Origin of the sequence: Rhodococcus spongiicola (assembly GCF_004011835.1) — a bacterium.
In the GTDB taxonomy this organism is placed as follows: Bacteria; Actinomycetota; Actinomycetes; order Mycobacteriales; family Mycobacteriaceae; genus Prescottella; species Prescottella spongiicola.
The window spans coordinates 183,667-204,210 of the sequence record NZ_RKLN01000002.1; the positions used below are offsets into that span (position 1 = coordinate 183,667).

The window sequence follows — 20,544 nt, forward strand, 5'->3', positions numbered from 1 at the left end:
ACAGGTGTTTGTTGGCATCTCATCGGAGTCTATGCACCAATCCGGTTAACGATGTAACCGGATAGCGCTTACACATTAAGGGCTCAGTTCGTCGCCGCAACCCTACTGACCAGTAGCGCTGTAGTCATCCGCACGCTCAGCCGCGGAGGTGCCGCTTGATGCGCGCGAGCATGGCGCTCATGCCGCGCAACCGCAACGGGCTGACCGCGTCGGCCAGACCGAGCTCGGAATAGAAGTCGTCGGGAACCGCGAGAATCGTTGCAGCACTGTGTCCATCGAGTCCCTGGTGGAGGATCGATGCGAAACCGCGCGTCGTCGGGGCCTCGGCGGGCGCGCTGAAGTGCAGTTGGACCCTGTTCCGGTCGTTGCTGTCGACGAACAGGAACAGCGGCGACTGGCACTCGGGGACCGGCTCCATCGCGTCCTGCTGGAGTTCGGGCGGCAGGGGAGCCAGTTCCCGGCTGAACTCGAGCAGTAGTTGCAGCTTGTTCTGGCCGTCCACGGCTGCGAAGTCGTCGACGATCTCTGCGAGGCTTTCGGGCAGGCTCATGAGGCGACCTCCCGGGCCGAACCCGGTGCGGCGCCCGGCGCCTCACCCGGTTCATCGCCCTTCACGATCGGCACTCGCACGACATTGCCCCACTCGGTCCATGAGCCGTCGTAGTTACGAACGCTCGGGTACCCCAGCAGGTGGGTCAGGACGAACCAGGTGTGGCTCGACCGCTCACCGATCCGGCAGTACGCGACCACGTCGTCGTCGTGCGAGAAGTCCGCGTAGATCTGCTCGAGTTCCGGACGGCTGCGGAACCGTCCGTCCGGTGCCGCGGCGCGCGCCCACGGGATCGACACCGCGGTCGGGATATGGCCGCCCCGCAGCGCGCCCTCCTCCGGGTAGTCCGGCATGTGGGTGCGTTCGCCGGTGTACTCCTGTGGGGAGCGCACGTCCACCAGCGGGCCGTTACCTAGGTGTGCGAGGACCTCGTGCCGGAACGCTCGAATCTGGCTGTCGTTGCGCTCCACCACCGGGTAATGGGTGGGTGCGGGAGCGGGGACGTCGAGGTTGGTGTCGCGACTCTCCGCCAACCACGCATCTCGGCCGCCGTCGAGCAGTCGGACGTCCTCGTGTCCGAACAGTGTGAAGACCCACAGCGCGTACGCGGCCCACCAATTGCTCTTGTCGCCGTAGATCACGACGGTGTCCGAGCGCTCGATGCCCTTGCGACCCATCAGGTCCGCGAACGCCTCCCCGTCGATGTAGTCCCGGGTGACCGGGTCGTTGAGGTCGAGGTGCCAATCGATCTTCAAGGCGCCGGGAATGTGCCCGATGTCGTAGAGCAGCACGTCTTCGTCCGACTCCACCACCTTCACACCGGGGGCGCCCAGGTTGGCGGACAGCCACTCGGTCGAGACGAGTCGCTCTGGATGGGCGTACGCAGCGAACGCGGGATTGGGGTCGGGTGCGACGGACACGGGTGGGCTCCTGGGGCAGATGTGGGTGGAGGGTTGTCCACTGTCGATTCTATGTGGTCCCCCACCAGTGGGAGCGGTCGAGATCACCCCCGGCTACCGGTGGGTAGTCAGTACCGTCGTGGATCGTGACACGCCCCACCGACGACCGCCGCGATATAGCCGACCGCGCCGACATCGACAGGTTGGTGCGAGCGTTCTACGAGCGGGCTCTCGTCGATCCGGTCCTGGCGGCGGCATTCGAGACCCTCGCGACGATCGGGTTGGACGGCCACCTCCCCGTCGTGGGCGACTTCTGGGAGCAGATCCTGTTCCGCACCACGCGCTACCGAGGCGAATTCGCGATGGTCCACGAGGCGCTGAATCGGCAACACGGGCTCGCGGGCGAGAAACTCGCGCGGTGGCTGCATCTGTGGTGCGAGGCGGTCGACGCCGAATTCGCCGGACCCGACGCTGAACGGGCGAAGGCGAAAGCGATCGCTATGGCGGGCGCGCTGACGCGGAGCTGGAGACCGGCGACCTAGCGGACGAGCGCGTTAGCGGCCCACAACGCCGCTACCGAGACTCCGACGTCGCCGAGCAGGCGCCGGACGAGCGGTAGCCCGATGCCGATGACGCTGGACGGGTCCCCCTCCAGTCGTTCGACGAACCAGCCGCCGAGGCTGTCGAGGGTGAAGGCCCCGGCCACCTTCAGCGGTTCGCCCGACGCGAGGTACGCCTCGAGGTCCTCGGCGGACGGGGTGCCGAAGTGGACGACCGTGCCACTGTGGTCCGACACCTCTGCGACTACCGTGCCGCCCTCGACCCGCAGCACGCTGTGTCCGGTGAGCAGGGTGGCGCTGCGGCCGGCCATGGACTGCCAGCGGCGGCGCGCGACGTCGACGGTGTGCGGCTTGCCCTGCAGTTCGCCGTCGATCAGCAGCATCGAGTCGCAGCCGATCACGACGGCGTCGGTCCATCCCTCGGCGGTGAGCGAGGAAGCCACGTCACGGGCCTTGGCCTCGGCGAGGGCGGTGACGACCACCTCGGGGGCCGTGGAGGCGCCCAGCTGGTCGATGACCGCGTCCTCGTCGACGCCTGAGACACGGACGGTGGGTTCGACCCCGGCGCCCCGCAGCACCGCCAAGCGTGCCGGGGACGCCGAGGCGAGAACCAGTCGGGTCACCACCGTGGGAACCACGCAATCAACACCGTGGGAACCACGCAATCAACACTGTGGGAACCACGCAATCAACACTGTGGGAACCACGCAATCAGCACCGTGCGAACCGTTCGATCAGGACGGGCGCGGCGCGGCCGTGCTGCCGAACGAGTGCGGCGAGAACGCCCCCTGCACGCGGTGCATGCGGGTCGGTGCGCCCCATGTCTCGGGCGGGCGTGGGTCGGTCACCTCGTCGCTCGAGGCCGCCGCCACGGCTGTGAAGACCGCGACGAGCGCGCCGATCTCCTCATCCGACGGGTTACCCCTGACGATCGTGACCAGCGGTGCCTTGGGATCGGCCACCTCATCGGCCTCCTGCGACTCCAGACCGGCGATCGCCTCCTCCAGTTCGGCACCCTCGAGTGCCGCGGCGTCGACCGACGGCGTCAGCAGGTCCGCGTCGGTCAGCAAGTCTTCCCGGGTTGTGGCGGTCATAGGGGGATGTTCCCATGCTTCTTGGGCGGAAGTGAAACCATCTTGCGCTCGAGTAGACGGAGAGCCGAGACGATCTGTCCGCGGGTGTGCGACGGAGGAATCACAGCGTCGATGTAGCCGCGCTCGGCCGCAATGTACGGGTTGACCAGTGTGTCCTCGTACTCCTGCTGCAGCTTGAGACGCAGTGCATCGACGTCCTCACCGTTCTGGGCGGCCTCGAGCAGCTGTTTGCGGTAGACGAATCCGACGGCGCCGGACGCACCCATGACCGCGATCTGGGCGGTCGGCCACGCCAGATTGACGTCCGCACCCATGTGCTTGGAGCCCATGACGTCGTACGCGCCGCCGTATGCCTTGCGGGTGATGACGGTGATCTTTCCAACCGTGGCCTCACCGTACGCGTACAGCAGCTTTGCGCCGCGACGGATGATGCCGTTGTACTCCTGGTCGGTGCCAGGCAGGAAGCCCGGGACGTCGACCAGCGTGATGATCGGGACGTTGAACGCGTCGCAGGTACGGACGAAACGTGCGGCCTTCTCCGAAGCATCGATGTCGAGGCAACCGGCGAACTGCGTGGGCTGGTTGGCGACGATGCCGACGCTGCGGCCGTCGACACGACCGAAGCCGACGACGACGTTGCCGGCACGCCCGGCCTGAACCTCCAGGAACTCGTCGTCGTCCAGGATGCGGCGGATGACCTCGTGCATGTCGTACGGCTGGTTCGCCGAATCCGGGATCAGCGTGTCGAGTTCGCGGTCCTCGTCGGTGAGAGAGTCCTCGATCGAGCCGTCGATCGGATCGGACGGCAGCATGCGTGGGGCCGCGGCCTGGTTGTTGCTCGGCAAGTACGACAGCAGGTCCTTGACGTAGTCGAGGGCGTCCTGCTCGTCGGAGGCGACGTAATGCGCGACACCGGACTTGGTCATGTGGGTACGGGCGCCACCGAGATCCTCCATGGTGACGTCCTCGCCGGTAACGGTCTTGATGACGTCGGGGCCGGTGACGAACATCTGGCTGGCCTCGTCGACCATGACGATGAAGTCGGTGAGGGCGGGTGAGTAGACGTGACCGCCCGCCGCCGGGCCCATGACAAGGGAGATCTGCGGGATGACACCCGAGGCCTGGACGTTGCGGTGGAAGATCTCGCCGTACAGGCCGAGCGAGACGACGCCTTCCTGGATTCGGGCGCCGGCACCCTCGTTGATGCCGATCAGTGGCCGGCCTGTCTTGAGGGCCAGATCCATGACCTTGACGATCTTCTCGCCGTAGATCTCGCCGAGACTGCCGCCGAAAACGGTGGCGTCTTGGCTGAACACGCAGACGTCGCGGCCGTCGATGGTGCCGTAGCCCGTGACGACGCCGTCACCGAGGGGCCGGTTGTCGGCGAGGCCGAAGTTCGAACTGCGGTGCTTGGCAAGAGCGTCGACCTCCACGAAGGAGCCCTCGTCCAGTAGCGCGTAGATGCGCTCTCGGGCAGTCATCTTGCCCTTGGCGTGGACCTTCTCGACGGCGGCCTCGCCCATCGGCTGCACTGCCTGCGCCTGGCGGTTCCGCAGGTCAGCGAGCTTTCCCGCCGTTGTGTGAATATCCGGGGTATTCGCCGCCTCCGCCGCGGCTGGCTCCTGCACACTGGTCATGACAAGTGAGCTTAGCCAGGTCTGTCGGCTTCGCGTCGAGTGAGGTCGGGTTGCGTTGAATTATTCAACCTAAGCTACTCGCGAGTCACTTTCCAATCGCATCCTAGGCTGGTTGGAATGTGGACCGATCTGAACCGCCCACCGCTCGATGTGAGTGCGCTTCGACGCGCACTCGTTCGTCGCCCCGGCGGTGACCCGAAGGCGTTCTGGTCGTGCCTGGACGTGGTGACCGAGACTGGCTCCACCAACGCCGACCTGCTCGCCCGGCCGCAGGGCCCGGACTATGCGCGCAGCGTTCTGATCGCCGAATACCAGTCGGGCGGCCGGGGTCGGCATGCGCGCACCTGGGTGAGCGCGCCGCGGGCGTTGGTGACCATGTCGGCTGTGCTCGACATGCCCGGGGTCGACCTGTCCGACATCGGTTGGCTGCCGCTGCTGTCGGGCATCGCAGTGGTCGATGCTCTGTGCGACGTGGCCGGCGTCGAGGCGGAACTCAAATGGCCCAACGACGTTCTGATCGAGGACCGGAAGGTCGCGGGAATCCTCACCGAGGTGGCGTCGACGGAGCCGGTCCCGACGGTCGTCGTCGGCATCGGACTGAACGTGAGCCTGACGCGGGACGAGCTTCCGGTGCCCACCGCGACGTCTCTGGTGCTCGAGAATGCCGACGTCACCGACCGCACCGTCCTGGTGCGCGCGATGCTGCGAGCGCTCGCCGAGCGGTGGCGCGAATGGCAGTCCGCCGACTGGAAGGTGGACGAACTCGCGGCGGCATACCGTGAGCGGTGCGGCACGCTCGGCCGCCTGGTACGCGCCGAGCTCCCGGGAAACCGGGAGCTCGTTGGGATCGCGACCGATGTGGACCGACAGGGACGAGTGGTGATCAAGCCCAAGGGTGAGTCGCCGGTCGCGGTATCGGCCGGCGACGTCACCCATCTGCGCGCGGTCTGAAATTCACGCTGCGCGTGGCGTGAACCTCACGCAGTCTGGGGTTTCCAGGTGGCGACCGCCCAGATCACCACGACGTCGAGCGCGATGATGAGGATCGACCACAGCGGATACCAAGGGATCCACAGGAAGTTCGCGATGATCGACAGCGCCGCGATGGCGATTGCCGCCACTCGCGCCCACATCGCGCCGGTCATGAGCGCCAGACCGACGAGGACGACGACGGCGCCGATGATCAGGTGGATCCAGCCCCACGCGGTGAGGTCGAACTGGTAGATGTAGTCCGGACCGACGACGAACACGTCGTCCTTGATCAGTGCCGAGATGCCCTGGAGGATCTGCAGGATTCCTACCGTGACGAGGATGACCGCAGCAGCGAGTGACGCACCTGCCGCGAACCCTTGTCCGGAACCCCCGCCGCCCGAACCGTGGGTCGTCGGTGTGTTGGTCGTCATCGCAGTTCCCCTTTCGATCGCTCACCGGTGGAGAAGCCACTTCATCAGGTGCAGTCTGCAATGTCTCGGTTCGTGAAACCTCATCCCCGAAGGGTGAAATCACCCGCCGGAAGGGTGAAAATTGAGGGCTTTGTCCGCACCCCGGAGCCGGATGTGCGCGCAATCGCCGGACAATCCCTCGCAGAGTGTGTCGTGCTGATACTTTGACGCTGAATCACAGTTCGACGCTGAATCAGAGTTGGTCTGAATCAGAGTTGGTCTGAATCAGAGTTGGACGCTGAATCGCAGGTGGACGCTGAATCGCAGGTGGACGCTGAATCACAGGTGGAGGCTGGATTTCAGTTCGGCTGAATTTCGGTTCGACGCTGAATCACACAGCAATTTTCGTGAGGGGTTTGGCAGCGGCAGGGGGTAGAGATGAACGCACAGCAGGGAATGTCCGCGGGTTCCGGCGAAGCGTGGGTGGCCGGTGAATCTCCGGACCAAGAGACCGCTGATCGCATGTTGACGGCGCTGACCGTCGTTTTCGGTCTTCTCACCCTCGGTCTCGGAATCGCGATATTGGTGTGGCCGAGCGCCACGCTCGTCGTCGTTGCCGTGCTCATCGCGATCCAGGTGTTCGCGTTCGGGATCATCCAGATCGTGCGCTCCTTCGCCGAGGTCAACGCCCCGACGGCGGCACGCACGCTGACTGGATTATCGGGCGCGCTCGCGGTGCTGCTCGGGTTCCTCGTCCTCCGCAGTCCGCTGCAGACGCTCGTGGTCATCGCACTCGTGATCGGTGCGTGGTGGGTGTTCCGTGGCGTGCTCGACCTCGTCGCCGGCGCCACGGAGGTTCCCGGCAACCGGGCCGTGAGCATCGTCCTCGGAATCATCAGCGTCGTCGCGGGTGCGATCGTGCTGCTGCAGCCTGAACTCTCACTCGGCGTGTTCGTGATCGTCGTCGGAGTGTGGATGATCCTGTACGGCCTCATCGTCGTCGCCTCTGCCTTCCTGGCGCGCCGATCGAGCTGAGCTGGGGCCCGCCACCCGCGGGATCACTGCCACACTCTTCACATGAGATACCCGCAGGACGCGTTGGCGGCGGACGAGGGACTGGTGCTCCACCGCCATCCGCACTGGAAGAGGCTCGTCGTCCCGTCGGTGACCTTCATCCTGGCGACCGCAATCGCTGGATTCGCTGTGGGACTTGCCCAGTCGCAGCTGACCGGCGGCACCGTGACGATCGTGTCGATCCTGGTCGGAGCGTTGTGGCTGGCGGTCGTGGCGTGGAAGGTCCTGGTCCCGGTACTGAGGTGGAAGTCGACGCACTTCATTGTCACCGACCGGCGAGTGATGATCCGACACGGGGTGATGACGCACACCGGTATAGACATCCCCATGAACCGGATCAGCAACGTTCAGTTTCGACACGGGCTCGTCGACAGGATGCTGCGCACCGGCACGCTCGTGATCGTCGCGTCTTCCGATGACCCGCTCGAGTTCAACGACATTCCCGAGGTCCAGAAGGTCCACTCGCTGCTCTACCACCAGGTGTTCGATTCCGCGAACATTCCGCGCGAACGCTACCAGGGCAGTGGTCTGGGCGAGGCACGCGACGAAAGTCGAAATTATCGGAAAGGCTGGTTATAGGACCGCATCGGCCCGCGTAATCGTAGGCTGTCGTCGTGACCGCCGTATTGCTTGCCGAAGATGACGAAGCCATCGCTGCGCCGCTGTCGCGTGCGCTCGGCCGCGAGGGCTACACCGTCACGACCGAACAGACCGGGCCGGCCGCGCTTGAGCGTGCGCTCACCGGTGAGTTCGAGCTGCTGATCCTCGACCTCGGTCTTCCGGGGATGGACGGGCTCGAAGTGTGCCGCCAGTTGCGTGCACACAGCCTGGACCTGGCCGTACTGATGCTGACTGCGCGAACCGACGAGGTCGATTTCGTCGTCGGCCTGGACGCGGGCGCCGACGACTATGTCGGCAAGCCGTTCCGGCTCGCCGAACTGATGGCGCGGGTCCGAGCACTGCTGCGTCGAAGCGGCGGCGGTGAGGACGTCGTCGTCGAGGTCGCCGGGATCCGCCTCGAGCCTGCCGCGCGTCGCGTCCTGGTCAACGGGTCCGAGATCGCACTCGCCAACAAGGAGTACGAGTTGCTGCGGGTGCTGCTCGAGCACGCCGGTCAAGTCGTCTCGCGCGACACCATCCTGCGTGAGGTGTGGGGCGATGTGGAACTGCGTGGTTCGAAAACGCTCGACATGCACATGTCCTGGCTGCGCCGCAAGATCGGTGACGAGGGGGCGGGTGCGGATCGGCGCATAGCGACCGTGCGCGGGGTCGGGTTCCGGATCAACACCGACTAGGTCCTCCGCACCGTGCGTCGCAGAATCCTGCAGTCGATCCTCGCGGTCGTCATCTTCACGGGTCTGCTGCTCGGTGTCCCGCTGATCTCCACCGCGTGGCTGTGGGTGGACGACTTCACCCGCAGCGACCTCCAGAACCGGCTGGACCGGATGGCTGTGGAGATCATCATGCAGCAGGGCAGTGCCGGTGTCGTCCAGGGCGAACTGGACACGACCTCCCTGCGTCTCGCCGTACCGGAGGGCGGCAAGCTCGTCGTGGTCTATCCAACGCCCGAGGACGGGGCTGCACGGATGGACATCGGGGCGGAATCGGTGCCCTCGCCGCTCGTCGAGTCGCTGTCGATGGGTACGTCCGGGTCGCTGCGACTCGAGGTGCCGTCTGACCGTATGCGCACGCTGCAGCGTCAGGCGGTGGGCGCGGTGACCCTGCTGGTCCTCGCTTCGATGGGTGCCGGCGCAAGCGTCGCGGTGTTGACCGCCAAACGCCTGGCCGATCCCCTCAGGGACGTGGCGGAGCGCGCGGCTCGGCTCGCCGAGGGGGATTTCCGTCCGGACCCCCGCAGGCACGGCATCCCGGAACTCGATCGCGTGTCCGACGTGCTGGATTCTGCGACCGTCGAGATATCGGGGCGTTTGCAACGTGAGCATGCACTCGTCGGCGATGTCTCGCACCAGCTGCGGAGCCGACTGACAGCGGTGCACCTGCGGCTGGACGAACTGTCCGGCCACCCGGATCCCTCCGTGGTGCACGAGGCAGAGGAAGCGATGGCGCAGGTCGATCGGCTCACGGTCGCCGTGGACGATCTCGTGCGATCGTCCCGTGATGACGATGCCGCCAGCCACGAGCAGGTCTCGGTGGTGAAGGAACTCGCGAGCGTCGTGGAGGACTGGCAGGGTCCGTTCAAGGATTCCGGTCGGGTACTGCGACTGCGGGGCGAGCCACGGTTGACTTCGTCAGCGACCGGCTCACGGCTGCGCGAGGCGGTGTCGGTGCTGATCGACAACTCCCTGCAGCACGGCTCCGGCACCTGCACGGTCTCAGTTCGGCTCGCTTCCGGTCCGGTGGGACGAGGGTCGCCGAAGGATTCGCTCGATTCCCGCGTATGCGTGGAGGTATCCGACGAGGGCGAGGGAGTGAGCGACGAGCTGGCGCCCCACATCTTCGATCGAGGATTCTCCGGGGCCGGATCGACGGGGGTCGGGCTGGCGCTCGCGCGAGCATTGGTGGAGGCCGACGGCGGGCGTCTCGAACTCCAGCGCAGACGACCCGCCCTGTTCGCGGTGTTCCTTTCGCCAGTCCGGGACGAAGCCCCGACGCGGGTGGCCGGTATCCACGAACCGCGCTAGGCCGACCTGCGCTGGTTGGACGCTGCTCCAGTCGAACATGGGCTGGTCGGACACCGGGCTAGTCGGCACCGACTGTGTCATACAAGGCCGGGAGTCATACACGGCCGGGAGTCGTACAGGGCCGGGAGTCATACGCGGCCGGGATCGTCTCCCGCCAAACTCGCCGGTTCGGGCTGATCGAAAGCCTCGTGTTCGGTGGATTCCTCCGGGAAGACCCACCTGCGGAAGGCCCAGAATCGGAAGGTCATCTGCAGCAGATTGCCGATGATGTAGTTGAGGACGAAGTCCACGACCAAGAGGGCCGTGAAGCTCAGGGAAGTACGGATGTCGAAGATGTTGTTCGCGATCCACAGCGGTGCCGCCGCGATGATGACACCGACGCCACTGATCGTGAAGAACAGCAGTGCCTCGTGATGCCGTTCGCGGCCACCACGGTGCTTGAACGACCACTCGCGATTGAGGATGTAGCTCAGGATCGTCGCGATGACGCCTGCAAAGACCTTGGCGACGACAGGCTTCTGCTCGAGGATCGACAGGCTCAGGGTGTAGAAGATCGCGAGGTCGACGACCATGGTCGTGCCGCCGACGATCGCGAACTTGATGAACTCGCGGTGGCGAACGACGATGGTCCGGAAGGGCTGCGGAACTCGGCTGATCGCCGCATCGACGAAAGACACAACGAAGTATTGTACGAATACGTAATCTCATCGATGCAGCAGACGGCGTTCTATCAGGTTCTTCACAGGTCGCGATGCTGGACGACCTCGACAGGAGCACCGACGGACGAACGTGACACCATGGTGAGTCGTGACCGGCAAATCTGAATCCGAAGCTCGCCCCACCCCGCAGCGAGATCTCCCGAGCGGGATGCCGGTGGTGACGATGATCGGTGGCGGTCAGCTCGCCCGTATGACGCACCAGGCCGCGATCGAGTTGGGACAGACCCTGCGGGTGCTCGCGGGAGGCATCGATGAGCCCGCCGCGCAGGTCAGCCCGGACGTCGTGCTCGGCAGTCACACCGACCTCGCGGCGCTGCGCAAGGCCGCAGTCGGATCGGTTGCGCTGACGTTCGATCACGAACACGTCCCCACCGAGCACCTCGATGCGCTCGTGGCCGAGGGTGTCAACGTTCAACCCCCGCCGCAGGCTCTCGTGTACGCGCAGGACAAACTGGCGATGCGGCGCAAACTCAGCGAGATGGGTGTCCCGGTCCCGGCCTTCGCGGAGGTCACGTGGGCCGAGGATGTCATTCGGTTCGGTGCCGAGCACGGCTGGCCCGTCGTCCTCAAGGCCGTACGCGGCGGCTATGACGGTCGCGGTGTCTGGATCACCGACGACTCCGACGAGGCCGAGGCGATCGTTGCAGAGCAACTCGACCGGGGCGTCACGCTGATGGTCGAGCAGGCAGTCGATTTCAACCGGGAGCTCTCGGCGATGGTCGCGCGGTCGCCGTTCGGGCAGGGCGCGTCCTGGCCGGTCGTCGAGACGGTTCAGCGAAATGGGCAGTGCGCGGTCGTAGTCGCGCCGGCACCGCAGCTGTCGGCCGACCTCGCGACGGAGGGCGAGCGATTGGCGTTGCGGGTGGCGTCCGAGTTGGGCGTCGTGGGTGCGATGGCCGTCGAGCTGTTCGAGACCACGGACGGCGCGCTGGTCGTCAACGAACTGGCAATGCGTCCGCACAACTCCGGTCACTGGACACAGGACGGCGCGCGGACGTCGCAGTTCGAGCAGCATCTGCGAGCCGTTCTGGACTACCCGCTCGGTGACACCTCACCTACCGCACCGGTCACTGTGATGGCGAACGTCCTCGGCGCACCCGAGCCGCCGACCATGAGCATGGACGAGCGACTGCACCACCTGTTCGCGCGCATGCCCGACGTCAAGGTGCACCTCTACGGCAAGGGCGAGCGCAAGGACCGCAAGATTGGTCACGTCAATGTGGTTGGCGGTGCCGAGGGTTCACCGGACGATCCGGCGTACGTTGCTGAGGTGCGCGAGCGCGCGGAGCGGGCGGCGTACTGGCTGTCGTATGCCGAGTGGACCGACGGGTGGGATGCACACGGGCGGGATGACGCTGGGCGGGAATGAGCACTGGCGGGGATGACGCTGGGCGGGAATGACACGTCTTGGATGGAACACAAGGGGAGTAGCACGAAGTGACTGAATCGAACGGGCCCCTCGTCGGGCTGATCATGGGCAGCGACTCGGACTGGCCGACGATGGAGGCCGCAGCCGAGGCGCTCGCCGAGTTCGGCATCCGGTTCGAGGTGGGTGTCGTGTCGGCACACCGCACCCCACAGCGAATGCTCGACTACGCCCGCGACGCGGCGGGGCGCGGCATCAAGGTCATCATCGCGGGCGCCGGGGGCGCCGCACACCTGCCCGGCATGGTCGCGTCGGCAACCCCGCTTCCGGTGATCGGCGTGCCGGTGCCGCTCCAGTACCTCGACGGCATGGACTCGCTGCTGTCGATCGTGCAGATGCCCGCCGGGGTCCCCGTCGCTACGGTATCGATCGGCGGCGCCCGCAACGCGGGGCTGCTGGCCGCGCGCATCCTCGGCGCGTCAGATCCGGCCCTACTGCAGCGAATGGCCGACTTCCAGGCAGGCCTCGAGCAAATGGTTCTCGAGAAGGACGAGGCGCTGCGCCGCAAGCTGCTCGGCTGAGCGGTCAGGGATCGAAGCCGAGGCTGATGCATGGCCCGATTCCCGCTCAGTGAGCGCTGGTATCGCTGGAGCGCCGCCCACGCGGTCGGGATCGACCGGGTCGAGGCGGCGCTGCTGTCACTGATCTGCCTGGCCGGGGCTGCCGGGGGCGGTGCCGCGGCGGCGGTGATCTCGCTGGGAATGACGGTGCCACTCGCGTGGCGGCGGTCAAGGACGGTGGTGTCCGGCTTCATGGTCGCAGGGTTCGCGGTCGTGCACCTGCTGGTCGTCGACACGCTGATGCCGAGCGCGATCGCGGTGCCGATCGCGCTCTACGGGTTCGCGGCCTACGCTCCTCGGTGGAGCAGCTATACGGCCCTGGCCATTTCCATCGTCGGTGCTACCGCGGCCGGGATCAGGTACTTCGCGTTCGCCGGCATCGGGTGGCAGGGCGTCGCGGTCCTGTCCGCGTTCGCCATCGTGTTCGTCCTCGCGGTGTGGGCGTTCGGTGATCTGCGGCGGGTGCGTATCCAGGAACTCGAGGGTCTGGCCGAGCGGGCGCGGCTGCTCGAGCTCGAGCGTGCACAGGAAGCCGAGCTGGCCGCCCTGGGAGAACGCACCCGGATCGCGCGCGAGATGCACGACATCGTCGCGCACTCGCTCACCGTCGTGATCGCACAGGCCGACGGCGGACGCTACGGCGCGGTGCAGGATCCGCAGGCCGCGATCGCCGCGCTCGAGACGATCTCGTCGACAGGGCGGCAGGCGCTCGCGGACATGCGGGCGCTGTTGTCGGTACTGCGCGAGGACCGCCCGCGTGAGTTCGCCGTGACACCCGGTGCTGCTGACATCGCCGGCCTGATCGTGGAACTGCGGCACAGCGGACTCGATATCGACCTCGACCTCACGGGGGAGCCGCGCGAGCTGTCGCCCGGCGCGGGCCTGACCGCGTATCGCATCGTGCAGGAATCGCTGACCAACGTCCTCAAGCACGCGGGGCCGCGTGCACAGGCGCGTGTCGAGCTGAACTGGCGCGAGCGTGAACTCGAGCTTGTCGTCACCGACGATGGCCGCGGCAGTTCGACAGCGTTGATCGAGGCATCGCCGGGCGGACAGGGGGTGATCGGCATGACCGAGCGGGCCAAGCTGCACGGGGGCAAGCTCAGTGCCGGACCGCTCGCGGGCGGTGGCTACCGGGTGCGTGGCCTGCTGCCGTACGTCGCGCCCTAGTCTGGTCGGCATGATTCGCGTGGCCCTCGTCGACGATCAACAGCTCGTGCGGGCGGGTTTTCGCATGGTGATCGATTCGCAACCCGACCTCTCGGTCGTGCTCGAGGCCTCGGACGGCGCCTGCGGCATCGAGGAGCTGGCACGTACTTCCGCCGACGTCGTCCTGATGGACGTCCAGATGCCGAACATGGACGGGATCGAGGCCACCCGCCGGCTCAGTGCGCGCGACGACTCGCCGAAGGTGGTCGTGCTCACCACGTTCGAGAACGACGAGTACGTCATGTCAGCGATCAGCGCCGGCGCCAGCGGGTTCCTCCTCAAGGACGTCCCGCCCGAGGAACTGCTCGACGCGATCCGCACCGTCTACCGGGGCGATGCCGTGATCGAGGCGAGGTCCACGCGCAAGCTCCTGCAGCACGTCGGCCCGATGCTGGGCACGGTGCGGCCGACGCTCCCGGACCTGACGCCACGCGAAGTCGAGGTCCTCGAGGCGATGGCGCACGGACTGTCGAACGCCGAGATCGCCCAGAAGTTCGTGGTGTCCGAGGCGACGGTCAAAACCCATGTGGGACGGGTGCTGTCGAAGACCGGGTCGCGCGACCGTGTGCAGGCAGTCGTGTACGCCTTCCAGGTCGGCCTCGTGCGGCCGGAGGATATCCTCGGCTCCGACTGATCGGCCTGAGCGCCCATTCCTGACCTGCGCGAGCGGATTCCCGCGCGTTTGGGTAAACAGCGGAGTTCTGTGCCGGTAGTGAAGGATGACAGCGAAGGTATGGGCGCTGAGGCTGATGGCGCGTCCTACCGGAGTATTACTGTCGGCCGTTTGGAGATCGACCCTCGCTCCGATGTGGAAGGCCGCTGACCAGCCATAACGTCGACAGCATGAGAAATGGTGACGACAAGGTGCGGGCGCGAGGCCTGACGAAGACCTACGGCCACGGCGAAACTGCAGTCCATGCCCTCCGCGGAGTGGACGTGGACTTCGGGGCCGGCTTGTTCACGGCGATCATGGGGCCGTCCGGGTCGGGCAAGTCGACACTCATGCACTGCCTGGCCGGACTCGATGTCGCGACGTCGGGCTCGGTGCAGGTGGGCGGCACGGAGATCACCGCGCTGGGGGACCGGGAGCTGACCGAACTTCGCCGTGAGCGAATCGGATTCGTGTTCCAGGCGTTCAACCTCCTGCCGGTGTTATCCGCGGAGGAGAACATGCTGCTGCCGATGCGCCTGGCCGGACGGGTGCCCGAGCGCGGGTGGCGCGACGAGGTGGTGCGCCGACTCGGCCTGACGAACCGGCTCGGACACCGTCCACACGAACTGTCCGGCGGACAGCAGCAGCGGGTCGCGGTGGCGCGGGCGCTGCTGCCGCAGCCCGACGTGATCTTCGCGGACGAACCCACCGGCAACCTCGATTCCCGCACCGGCGCCGAGGTGTTGGACCTGCTGCGCTCGAGTGTGCGTGAGACCGGGCAGACGGTGGTGATGGTGACGCACGACCCCGTCGCGGCGTCGTACGCCGACCGCGTCGTGCTCCTCGCCGACGGGTCCATCGCAGGTGAGATCGATCGTCCGACAACCGATTCGGTAATCGAGACCATGCGGTCACTCGGTGCCGACGACCTCAGCAGGGCTGGCTGATGCGCGGCCTGGCCTGGGCGCAGATGCGCGCGCACGCGGGACGTTACGTAGCGTCAGTCCTCGCGGTCGTCATCGCTGTCGGCTTCATCGTGGCGACGCTGACACTGAACTCGACCCTGAAGGCCGGAGTGACGGATTCGCTCGCCGGGCAGTACGCCACGACGGACGTTGTCGTCACAGGGAACGCCGACGCGGCCGCGGTCGCCGCGGTACCGGGGGTGCGGGCGGCTAGCGAGGATGTCTCGACCGGCGCGAAGATCACGCGTCCCGGTGAGGGAACGTCGTGGGGTTCGGCGGTCTCGCTATCGCAGGATCCTGGCTTGCGCTGGCAGAAGCTGGCGGCCGGCCGGTATCCGGACGCCCTCGGCGAGGTTGCCGTGGGCGCAAACTCAGGGATTCCCCTCGGTAGTCAGCTGACGGTCACGCCGTTCGCCGGCGAGACGACGACGGCTTCGGTCGGGACGGTCGTCGGGCTGATCGACCTCGCGGGCACCGTGCAACGGATGAACGGCACGACGGTGTTCGGGTCGACCGAGCAACTCGACCGGTGGACCGCCGGATCCGAGTCCGGGGAGATCCGTGCCGCCGGCGACGGTAGCCTCTCCCAGGAGCAGTTGGCGCAGCGGATCCGGTCGTTCCTGCCGCCGGACGTCACCGTGGAAACCGGTGTCCGACAGGCGGAGTTGGTGTCACAGCAGTACCTCGGCGATTCGGATCTCCTGGCGAGCGTGCTGCTGGCCTTCGGGGCGATCGCGGTCGTCGTCGCGGGACTCGTGATCGCGAACACGTTCGCGGTGTTGCTGGCCGCTCGCACCCGGGATCTGGCGCTGCTGCGCTGTGTTGGTGCGACGGCGACGCAGGTTCGCGGCAGTGTCCGGGTCGAGGCGGCCGGTGTTGGTGCCGTCGCGTCGGTGCTCGGAGTCGGGTTCGGTGTTGCGGCAGCCTGGGCGGTGGAGCGTATTGCGTCCGCCGCCGACGTCCCGATCCCGCTGAACGGGGTGTCCGTGACACCGGTGACGGTGGTCGTCGGACTCGTCGTGGGTGTCGCGATGACGATGGTGGCCGCCTCGGCGCCGGGACGCGCCGCGACACGAGTGTCGCCGCTTGCCGCGCTGCGGCCGCTCGAGTCCGTGCCCGAGGCGGTCGTGGTGTCTCGGACCCGGCGGATCGGCGGAACCCTCGCGTTACTGGCCGGCATGGGCGTCCTCACGGTGAGCGTTGCAACCGGACAGGTGTTGACTGCCTGCCTCGGGGGCCTGCTCACGTTCGTCGCGATCGTGGTGCTGAGCCAGCGAATAGTGCCCGCTGTGGTCTCGGGCGCGGGCGCACTGGTCGGACGGCTCGGTGGCCCGGTGGGGCTGCTCGCTGCGCGAAACGCGGGCCGCAACCCGCGGCGTACGGCCGCCACAGCGACGGCGCTGCTGATCGGCGTCACCCTCACCAGCACCCTTGTCGTCGGCATCGCGGTCACCAGAGCGAGCGCGCCGGGAGCGGTGGAGGGCCAGTTCCCCGTGGACGTGAGCATCATGACGCGTGACTCCGCGGGACTGCCGACCGAACTCACCCACGCCGTACTGGATCTGGATGGCGTAACGGCCGTCGCGCAGCTGGAGACAGCCGATCTCAACCTTGCCGACGGGCGCATGATGCCGGTCGTCGGCGTGGACGTCTGGGCCCTGCGGGCCACCTCGCGCACCGACATCGACCTGCCCGCCCCGGGGCAACTGATGCTGGGCCCGGACGAGCGTCGAGTATTCGGTCTCGTCCCCGGCGACACGGTGATGTTGGGAGGCTCCGCCGGCCGCGGTGATCTCATCGTCGGAGCCGCCGCGTCCGGCACGTTGGCACTCGTGGACAAACAGACGTTGGCGAAGCTGTCGTCGCAGGTCACAGTCGATCAGATGTGGATCCGGTTGGCGGACGGAGTTCACGACGACCGCCTGGCCGTACAAGACGAGATCGCTTCGCTCGCGGAACAGTTCGCACCGGGCAGCGACGTCGGCGGGTCCCTCGTGATGCGAGCGACACTCGACACCGTCCTCGACACACTGTTGCTGATCGTGGCCGGACTGCTGTCGGTGGCCGTCGTGATTGCACTGATCGGGGTCGGCAACACGATGGCGCTGTCGGTTCTCGAGCGGCGCAGGGAGTCGGGTCTGTTGCGTGCGCTGGGGCTCACGCGAGCGGGCCTGCGGTCGCTGCTGCTCTGGGAGGCGCTGCTGATCGCCGGCGTGGCGTCCGGAATGGGGGTGGTGCTCGGCCTCGCGTTCGGCATCGCCGGATCGGCCTCGGTGTTCGGATTCGAGGGCCTCGAGTTGGGCACGCTGCCATGGCTCACCCTCGCCGCCATTGTTTTGGGCGGGGGATTCGCGGGGGTGGTTGCGGCTCTGCTACCAGCGCGCCGCGCTGCCGGAACGGCTCCGGTGGCTGCGCTAGCGTGAGGTTGTGAGGGATGCGCGGCAGGCTCGGGCGCGGCAGGCGATGCTGGCCCGGGCCAGTCGCGGCAGCCGCAGTTCCCGCCTGGTCACGGTGGTTGCGTTGCGTTACGCGCGGCTGCGGCGGGCACGGATCGAGTTCGACGACGAGTTCGGCATCTTCGTGTGCTCGGGGATGCGCGGCGGGTTCAGCCGCGGCGGCATGACCCTCGGAGGCGCCTACCTCACCAACACGAACACTTGCCGCCGCGTGCTCCGGCACGAGGTCGTCCACGCCGACCAATGGGGTTGTCACGGGGCGGTTTTCGCTCTGCTGTACTTGTGGGAGGAGATGCGGAATCCCAAGGCCCGCAACCGCTACGAGATCGCCGCGGGCCTCGGGGACGGTGGCTACACGTCGAGCTGAGCGGTGACCTTCTCGGTATCGATGCGGCGAGCCAGCGCGGCCTCGTCCGGGTTGGACACCTGCACCAGCGAGGCCCCCACCGCGAGTACCGAGACCAGGTCGGCGACGACGTCGTCGGCGGTGGTCCACTGGCGGGTCGAGAGCACCCGATCGGATCCGGACACATTCTGCTCGGCGGCAACGGCGCGGGCCGTGGAGAGGACTTCGTCGGCGCTGCGCCCGTCGAGTGCAGCGGAGCTGGATCCGGGGGTGTCGAACTGGTCGCCGTGCACGCGCACAGCGGTGGCGTAGTCGGTGACCCCGACCGGCAGGTCCGCGGCCGGCCGGCCGAACGCGTCGAGGGAGAGGATCGCGACCTCGGGGACGTCGGCGACGTCGTCGAGACGATCTGCGGTGGCGAGCGCGGCATCGGCATCGGGATCGGCGTCCAGCGTCACCTCGAGCCCCGCCCACCACGCGCCGAGGAGGACCGCGGCGGTCTGCCAGTGAGCGGGCAGCAGCACCGAAACCCGTGCCCCGGGCATGAGCGCGAATTCGTCGCACAGGAAGTTCGCGGTCTTCGCCGCCCAGTTGGCGAGGGTGATCGCCGACAGTTCGATGCGCTCTCCGGTGGCGTCGTCGTAGTAGGTGATCCGGGGACCGGCAGGGTCGGCGGCGAGGATGGGGTCGAGCAGTGCGCTTGCCAGGTTGGGCACGGGATTCGTTCTTTCGACTAGTAGCGGTGCGTTCAGTTCGCGCGAGTGCGGTGCGTTCAGTTCACGCGAGTGCGGTGCGCTCGATTGACGCGAGTGCGGTGCGCTCAATTGACACAGTGTGGTCCCGGCTCGCCGGCGGTGATCGCGGGGCCCGGGTCGACCGGCGTCGGCGAGGTACCCGGGTTGGCGATGTTGCTCGGTGTCGAGGTGGTCCCGGAGTACGACCTGTAGTCCCCGGTCAAGACGACGCGGACTTCCCCCGAGCGGAGGGACGGGTCTGCATGGATCGGCAGCCCTCCGAGAGTCACTGAGACGGCCTGGGCTGCCTCGCTGTCGGCATTGTTTGCGAACACCGTGGTGCGCGCTACGGACCTGCCGGTGTTGTTGCCGACGGTTCCGAGATCGAAGCCTTCGCTCACGAGAGTCTGTCCGACGCTCGAGGCCAGGCCGCTGACGTTGCTGTCGTTGACGACGTCGACGGTGAAAGACGACATGTCGATGTCGGGCATGGTGGTCGGGGTCGTCTCGGTCTCGGACTCTTTCGGTTCTGCGCCCACGACCCCGGCGACGTACTTGCGGACGGCCTCGGGGTCGACTCGAACTATGGACTCGCCGGCGTTGGTCATACCGTTGATGTCGACCACCGGGATGGTCTCGAACGTCACGTTTCCGCCGGCGAGGTCCTGTAGCTGGGTGATGAAATCGATTATGTCCCAATCGGAATCGAGCACTACCGATCGTTGCACCGCGCTGGAGAGTTCGTTCAATCTTCCCGGGTTGGTGAGGGTATTCGCGCTCAGCACCTTCTGGACGAGGGAAGCCATGAATACCTGTTGGCGGACGATCCGATCGAGGTCTCCGCGGGGCAGTCCGTGCCGTTGGCGGACGAAGCTGAGGGCCTCGGAGCCGTTGAGTGTCTGCTCGCCGGCCGGGAAGTTCGCACCCGAGAGGGGCTCGTAGACGGGCGCGTTGAGGCACACGTCGACGCCGCCGACCGCGTCGGTGAGCAGCACGAACCCGAGCAGGCCGATCTCCACGTAGTGGTCGACGGTTATACCGGTCAAGTTCGCCACCGACTTGATCAGAGCCTCACGACCGGCCTGCGTGGCTTCCTTGTCGGCCTCGGCCTCGGATTCGCCCTCCTCGATCAGTTCCTGGCGTTCGATCTCCCTTGTTGCACCGTAGGCCGCGTTGATTTTCGACATGCCCAGACCGGGGACGTCGACGTACGCGTCGCGTGGGATGGAGATGGCGGTCGCAGAGCTGCCGTCGTTGGGTACGCGGATGAGGATGATCGTGTCGGTGTTGGAGGCGATCTCGTCGCCTGCGTGGAGCGAGGCGAGTTCCGACGGGCTCAGTGGGTTTCCGTGCGCGTCCGTCCGACTGTCTATGCCTACGAGGAGGATGTCGACGGCGCCGTCCCTGGCACCACCCAGTCCGAGGCCACCGATCGTCGCGAGGTTCGATCGCAGTGAGTCGACACCGCGCCAAGCGATTCCCGTGACCACCAGGATGAGTACCGCGGTGATCGCAACAGCGATCTGAGTACGCGAGGCCCTGGCCCGTGGCCGCGGTACCTTCCGTGCGGTCGACTCCTGTGGCACGTGTGTGTCTCCATGGCGGTCGGTTCTCACGTTGACTGACGTCGGTTCTCACG

General features: G+C 66.9%; 22 protein-coding genes. 13 read left to right on the top strand and 9 right to left on the bottom strand.

Annotated elements, in window-relative coordinates; genetic code table 11:
• Positions 1–136: 136 nt before the first annotated feature.
• Both EF834_RS05585 and EF834_RS05590 read right to left on the bottom strand, forming a co-directional pair.
• Positions 137–550 carry a SufE family protein gene (locus EF834_RS05585; protein ID WP_127946245.1) on the bottom strand — a complete coding sequence of 138 codons (414 nt, stop codon included), beginning with the start codon at positions 548–550 and terminating at the stop codon, positions 137–139.
• Positions 547–1,470: a sulfurtransferase gene (locus tag EF834_RS05590; RefSeq protein ID WP_127946246.1), complete on the bottom strand. Its 924-nt coding sequence runs from the start codon at positions 1,468–1,470 to the stop codon at positions 547–549. Before EF834_RS05590 ends, EF834_RS05585 begins: the two co-directional genes overlap by 4 nt.
• 125 nt (positions 1,471–1,595) lie before the next feature.
• On the opposite strand from EF834_RS05590, the gene EF834_RS05595 reads away from it, so the two are divergent.
• Positions 1,596–1,991, top strand: coding sequence for a group III truncated hemoglobin (locus tag EF834_RS05595; RefSeq protein WP_127946247.1), 396 nt, complete (start codon positions 1,596–1,598; stop codon positions 1,989–1,991).
• On the opposite strand, the gene EF834_RS05600 is transcribed toward EF834_RS05595, so the two are convergent.
• The 3 genes from EF834_RS05600 to EF834_RS05610 all read right to left on the bottom strand — a co-directional run bounded on the left by EF834_RS05600 (position 1,988) and on the right by EF834_RS05610 (position 4,740).
• A complete protein-coding gene (locus tag EF834_RS05600) occupies positions 1,988–2,632 on the bottom strand; it encodes a Maf family protein (protein WP_127946695.1) in 645 nt (214 codons plus the stop codon). The two genes, EF834_RS05595 and EF834_RS05600, sit on opposite strands and share 4 nt — an antisense overlap.
• A 111-nt stretch (positions 2,633–2,743) precedes the next feature.
• Positions 2,744–3,103 carry an acyl-CoA carboxylase subunit epsilon gene (locus EF834_RS05605; RefSeq protein ID WP_127946248.1) on the bottom strand — a complete coding sequence of 120 codons (360 nt, stop codon included), beginning with the start codon at positions 3,101–3,103 and terminating at the stop codon, positions 2,744–2,746.
• Positions 3,100–4,740, bottom strand: a complete 1,641-nt coding sequence (locus EF834_RS05610) for an acyl-CoA carboxylase subunit beta (protein WP_127946249.1) — start codon at positions 4,738–4,740, stop codon at positions 3,100–3,102. The genes EF834_RS05605 and EF834_RS05610 overlap by 4 nt, the downstream gene beginning before the upstream one ends.
• A 117-nt stretch (positions 4,741–4,857) precedes the next feature.
• Between EF834_RS05610 and EF834_RS05615 the strand changes: the two genes are divergently transcribed.
• Positions 4,858–5,691, top strand: coding sequence for a biotin--[acetyl-CoA-carboxylase] ligase (locus EF834_RS05615; RefSeq protein ID WP_127946250.1), 834 nt, complete (start codon positions 4,858–4,860; stop codon positions 5,689–5,691).
• A 26-nt stretch (positions 5,692–5,717) separates the two neighbouring features.
• On the opposite strand, the gene EF834_RS05620 is transcribed toward EF834_RS05615, so the two are convergent.
• Positions 5,718–6,143, bottom strand: coding sequence for a DUF7144 family membrane protein (locus EF834_RS05620; protein WP_127946251.1), 426 nt, complete (start codon positions 6,141–6,143; stop codon positions 5,718–5,720).
• Positions 6,144–6,578: 435 nt separating this feature from the next.
• On the opposite strand from EF834_RS05620, the gene EF834_RS05625 reads away from it, so the two are divergent.
• From EF834_RS05625 to EF834_RS05640, 4 genes are read left to right on the top strand one after another with little or no spacing between them, the layout of a single operon-like run.
• Positions 6,579–7,157 carry an HdeD family acid-resistance protein gene (locus EF834_RS05625; protein WP_127946696.1) on the top strand — a complete coding sequence of 193 codons (579 nt, stop codon included), beginning with the start codon at positions 6,579–6,581 and terminating at the stop codon, positions 7,155–7,157.
• Positions 7,158–7,199: 42 nt separating this feature from the next.
• Positions 7,200–7,775 (top strand): PH domain-containing protein, encoded by a 576-nt coding sequence (locus EF834_RS05630; RefSeq protein ID WP_127946252.1) that lies wholly within the window; start codon positions 7,200–7,202, stop codon positions 7,773–7,775.
• Between the two features lie 35 nt (positions 7,776–7,810).
• The gene (locus tag EF834_RS05635; RefSeq protein WP_127946253.1) at positions 7,811–8,491 is read left to right on the top strand and encodes a response regulator transcription factor; all 681 of its coding nucleotides are present in this window, start codon (positions 7,811–7,813) and stop codon (positions 8,489–8,491) included.
• Between the two features lie 12 nt (positions 8,492–8,503).
• On the top strand, positions 8,504–9,838 hold the full coding sequence (locus EF834_RS05640; RefSeq protein ID WP_127946254.1) for a sensor histidine kinase: 1,335 nt from the start codon (positions 8,504–8,506) through the stop codon (positions 9,836–9,838).
• A 128-nt stretch (positions 9,839–9,966) separates the two neighbouring features.
• Here EF834_RS05640 and EF834_RS05645 read toward each other — a convergent pair whose 3' ends face one another.
• Positions 9,967–10,515, bottom strand: coding sequence for a GtrA family protein (locus tag EF834_RS05645; protein WP_127946255.1), 549 nt, complete (start codon positions 10,513–10,515; stop codon positions 9,967–9,969).
• Positions 10,516–10,645: 130 nt separating this feature from the next.
• On the opposite strand from EF834_RS05645, the gene EF834_RS05650 reads away from it, so the two are divergent.
• From EF834_RS05650 to EF834_RS05680, 7 genes are all read left to right on the top strand, one after another.
• Complete coding sequence (locus tag EF834_RS05650; protein WP_127946256.1) at positions 10,646–11,926, top strand: 5-(carboxyamino)imidazole ribonucleotide synthase; 1,281 nt, start codon at positions 10,646–10,648, stop codon at positions 11,924–11,926.
• Positions 11,927–12,030: 104 nt separating this feature from the next.
• Positions 12,031–12,504, top strand: a complete 474-nt coding sequence (gene purE, locus EF834_RS05655; protein ID WP_127946697.1) for a 5-(carboxyamino)imidazole ribonucleotide mutase — start codon at positions 12,031–12,033, stop codon at positions 12,502–12,504.
• Positions 12,505–12,534: 30 nt separating this feature from the next.
• Positions 12,535–13,713 carry a sensor histidine kinase gene (locus EF834_RS05660; protein WP_127946257.1) on the top strand — a complete coding sequence of 393 codons (1,179 nt, stop codon included), beginning with the start codon at positions 12,535–12,537 and terminating at the stop codon, positions 13,711–13,713.
• Between the two features lie 10 nt (positions 13,714–13,723).
• Positions 13,724–14,386, top strand: coding sequence for a response regulator (locus EF834_RS05665; protein ID WP_127946258.1), 663 nt, complete (start codon positions 13,724–13,726; stop codon positions 14,384–14,386).
• A 209-nt stretch (positions 14,387–14,595) separates the two neighbouring features.
• Positions 14,596–15,351 carry an ABC transporter ATP-binding protein gene (locus EF834_RS05670; RefSeq protein WP_127946259.1) on the top strand — a complete coding sequence of 252 codons (756 nt, stop codon included), beginning with the start codon at positions 14,596–14,598 and terminating at the stop codon, positions 15,349–15,351.
• Positions 15,351–17,792, top strand: a complete 2,442-nt coding sequence (locus EF834_RS05675) for an FtsX-like permease family protein (protein ID WP_127946260.1) — start codon at positions 15,351–15,353, stop codon at positions 17,790–17,792. Before EF834_RS05670 ends, EF834_RS05675 begins: the two co-directional genes overlap by 1 nt.
• A 40-nt stretch (positions 17,793–17,832) precedes the next feature.
• Positions 17,833–18,192: a hypothetical protein gene (locus EF834_RS05680; RefSeq protein ID WP_127946698.1), complete on the top strand. Its 360-nt coding sequence runs from the start codon at positions 17,833–17,835 to the stop codon at positions 18,190–18,192.
• On the opposite strand, the gene EF834_RS05685 is transcribed toward EF834_RS05680, so the two are convergent.
• Together EF834_RS05685 and EF834_RS05690 are read right to left on the bottom strand one after the other, a co-directional pair.
• A complete protein-coding gene (locus EF834_RS05685) occupies positions 18,177–18,887 on the bottom strand; it encodes a TIGR03089 family protein (RefSeq protein ID WP_127946261.1) in 711 nt (236 codons plus the stop codon). The two genes, EF834_RS05680 and EF834_RS05685, sit on opposite strands and share 16 nt — an antisense overlap.
• Before the next feature lie 104 nt (positions 18,888–18,991).
• On the bottom strand, positions 18,992–20,491 hold the full coding sequence (locus EF834_RS05690; protein ID WP_235871014.1) for an LCP family protein: 1,500 nt from the start codon (positions 20,489–20,491) through the stop codon (positions 18,992–18,994).
• Positions 20,492–20,544: the final 53 nt, after the last annotated feature.

Excerpts from the sequence above, each read along its gene's own strand:
- EF834_RS05585 (WP_127946245.1), bottom strand. The coding sequence starts at position 550 with ATGAGCCTGCCCGAAAGCCTCGCAGAGATCGTCGACGACTTCGCAGCC.
- EF834_RS05605 (WP_127946248.1), bottom strand. The coding sequence starts at position 3,103 with ATGACCGCCACAACCCGGGAAGACTTGCTGACCGACGCGGACCTGCTG.
- EF834_RS05610 (WP_127946249.1), bottom strand. The coding sequence starts at position 4,740 with ATGACCAGTGTGCAGGAGCCAGCCGCGGCGGAGGCGGCGAATACCCCG.
- EF834_RS05615 (WP_127946250.1), top strand. The coding sequence starts at position 4,858 with ATGTGGACCGATCTGAACCGCCCACCGCTCGATGTGAGTGCGCTTCGA.
- EF834_RS05620 (WP_127946251.1), bottom strand. The coding sequence starts at position 6,143 with ATGACGACCAACACACCGACGACCCACGGTTCGGGCGGCGGGGGTTCC.
- EF834_RS05625 (WP_127946696.1), top strand. The coding sequence starts at position 6,579 with ATGTCCGCGGGTTCCGGCGAAGCGTGGGTGGCCGGTGAATCTCCGGAC.
- EF834_RS05630 (WP_127946252.1), top strand. The coding sequence starts at position 7,200 with ATGAGATACCCGCAGGACGCGTTGGCGGCGGACGAGGGACTGGTGCTC.
- purE (WP_127946697.1), top strand. The coding sequence starts at position 12,031 with ATGGGCAGCGACTCGGACTGGCCGACGATGGAGGCCGCAGCCGAGGCG.
- EF834_RS05660 (WP_127946257.1), top strand. The coding sequence starts at position 12,535 with ATGGCCCGATTCCCGCTCAGTGAGCGCTGGTATCGCTGGAGCGCCGCC.
- EF834_RS05665 (WP_127946258.1), top strand. The coding sequence starts at position 13,724 with ATGATTCGCGTGGCCCTCGTCGACGATCAACAGCTCGTGCGGGCGGGT.
- EF834_RS05670 (WP_127946259.1), top strand. The coding sequence starts at position 14,596 with ATGAGAAATGGTGACGACAAGGTGCGGGCGCGAGGCCTGACGAAGACC.
- EF834_RS05675 (WP_127946260.1), top strand. The coding sequence starts at position 15,351 with ATGCGCGGCCTGGCCTGGGCGCAGATGCGCGCGCACGCGGGACGTTAC.
- EF834_RS05680 (WP_127946698.1), top strand. The coding sequence starts at position 17,833 with ATGCTGGCCCGGGCCAGTCGCGGCAGCCGCAGTTCCCGCCTGGTCACG.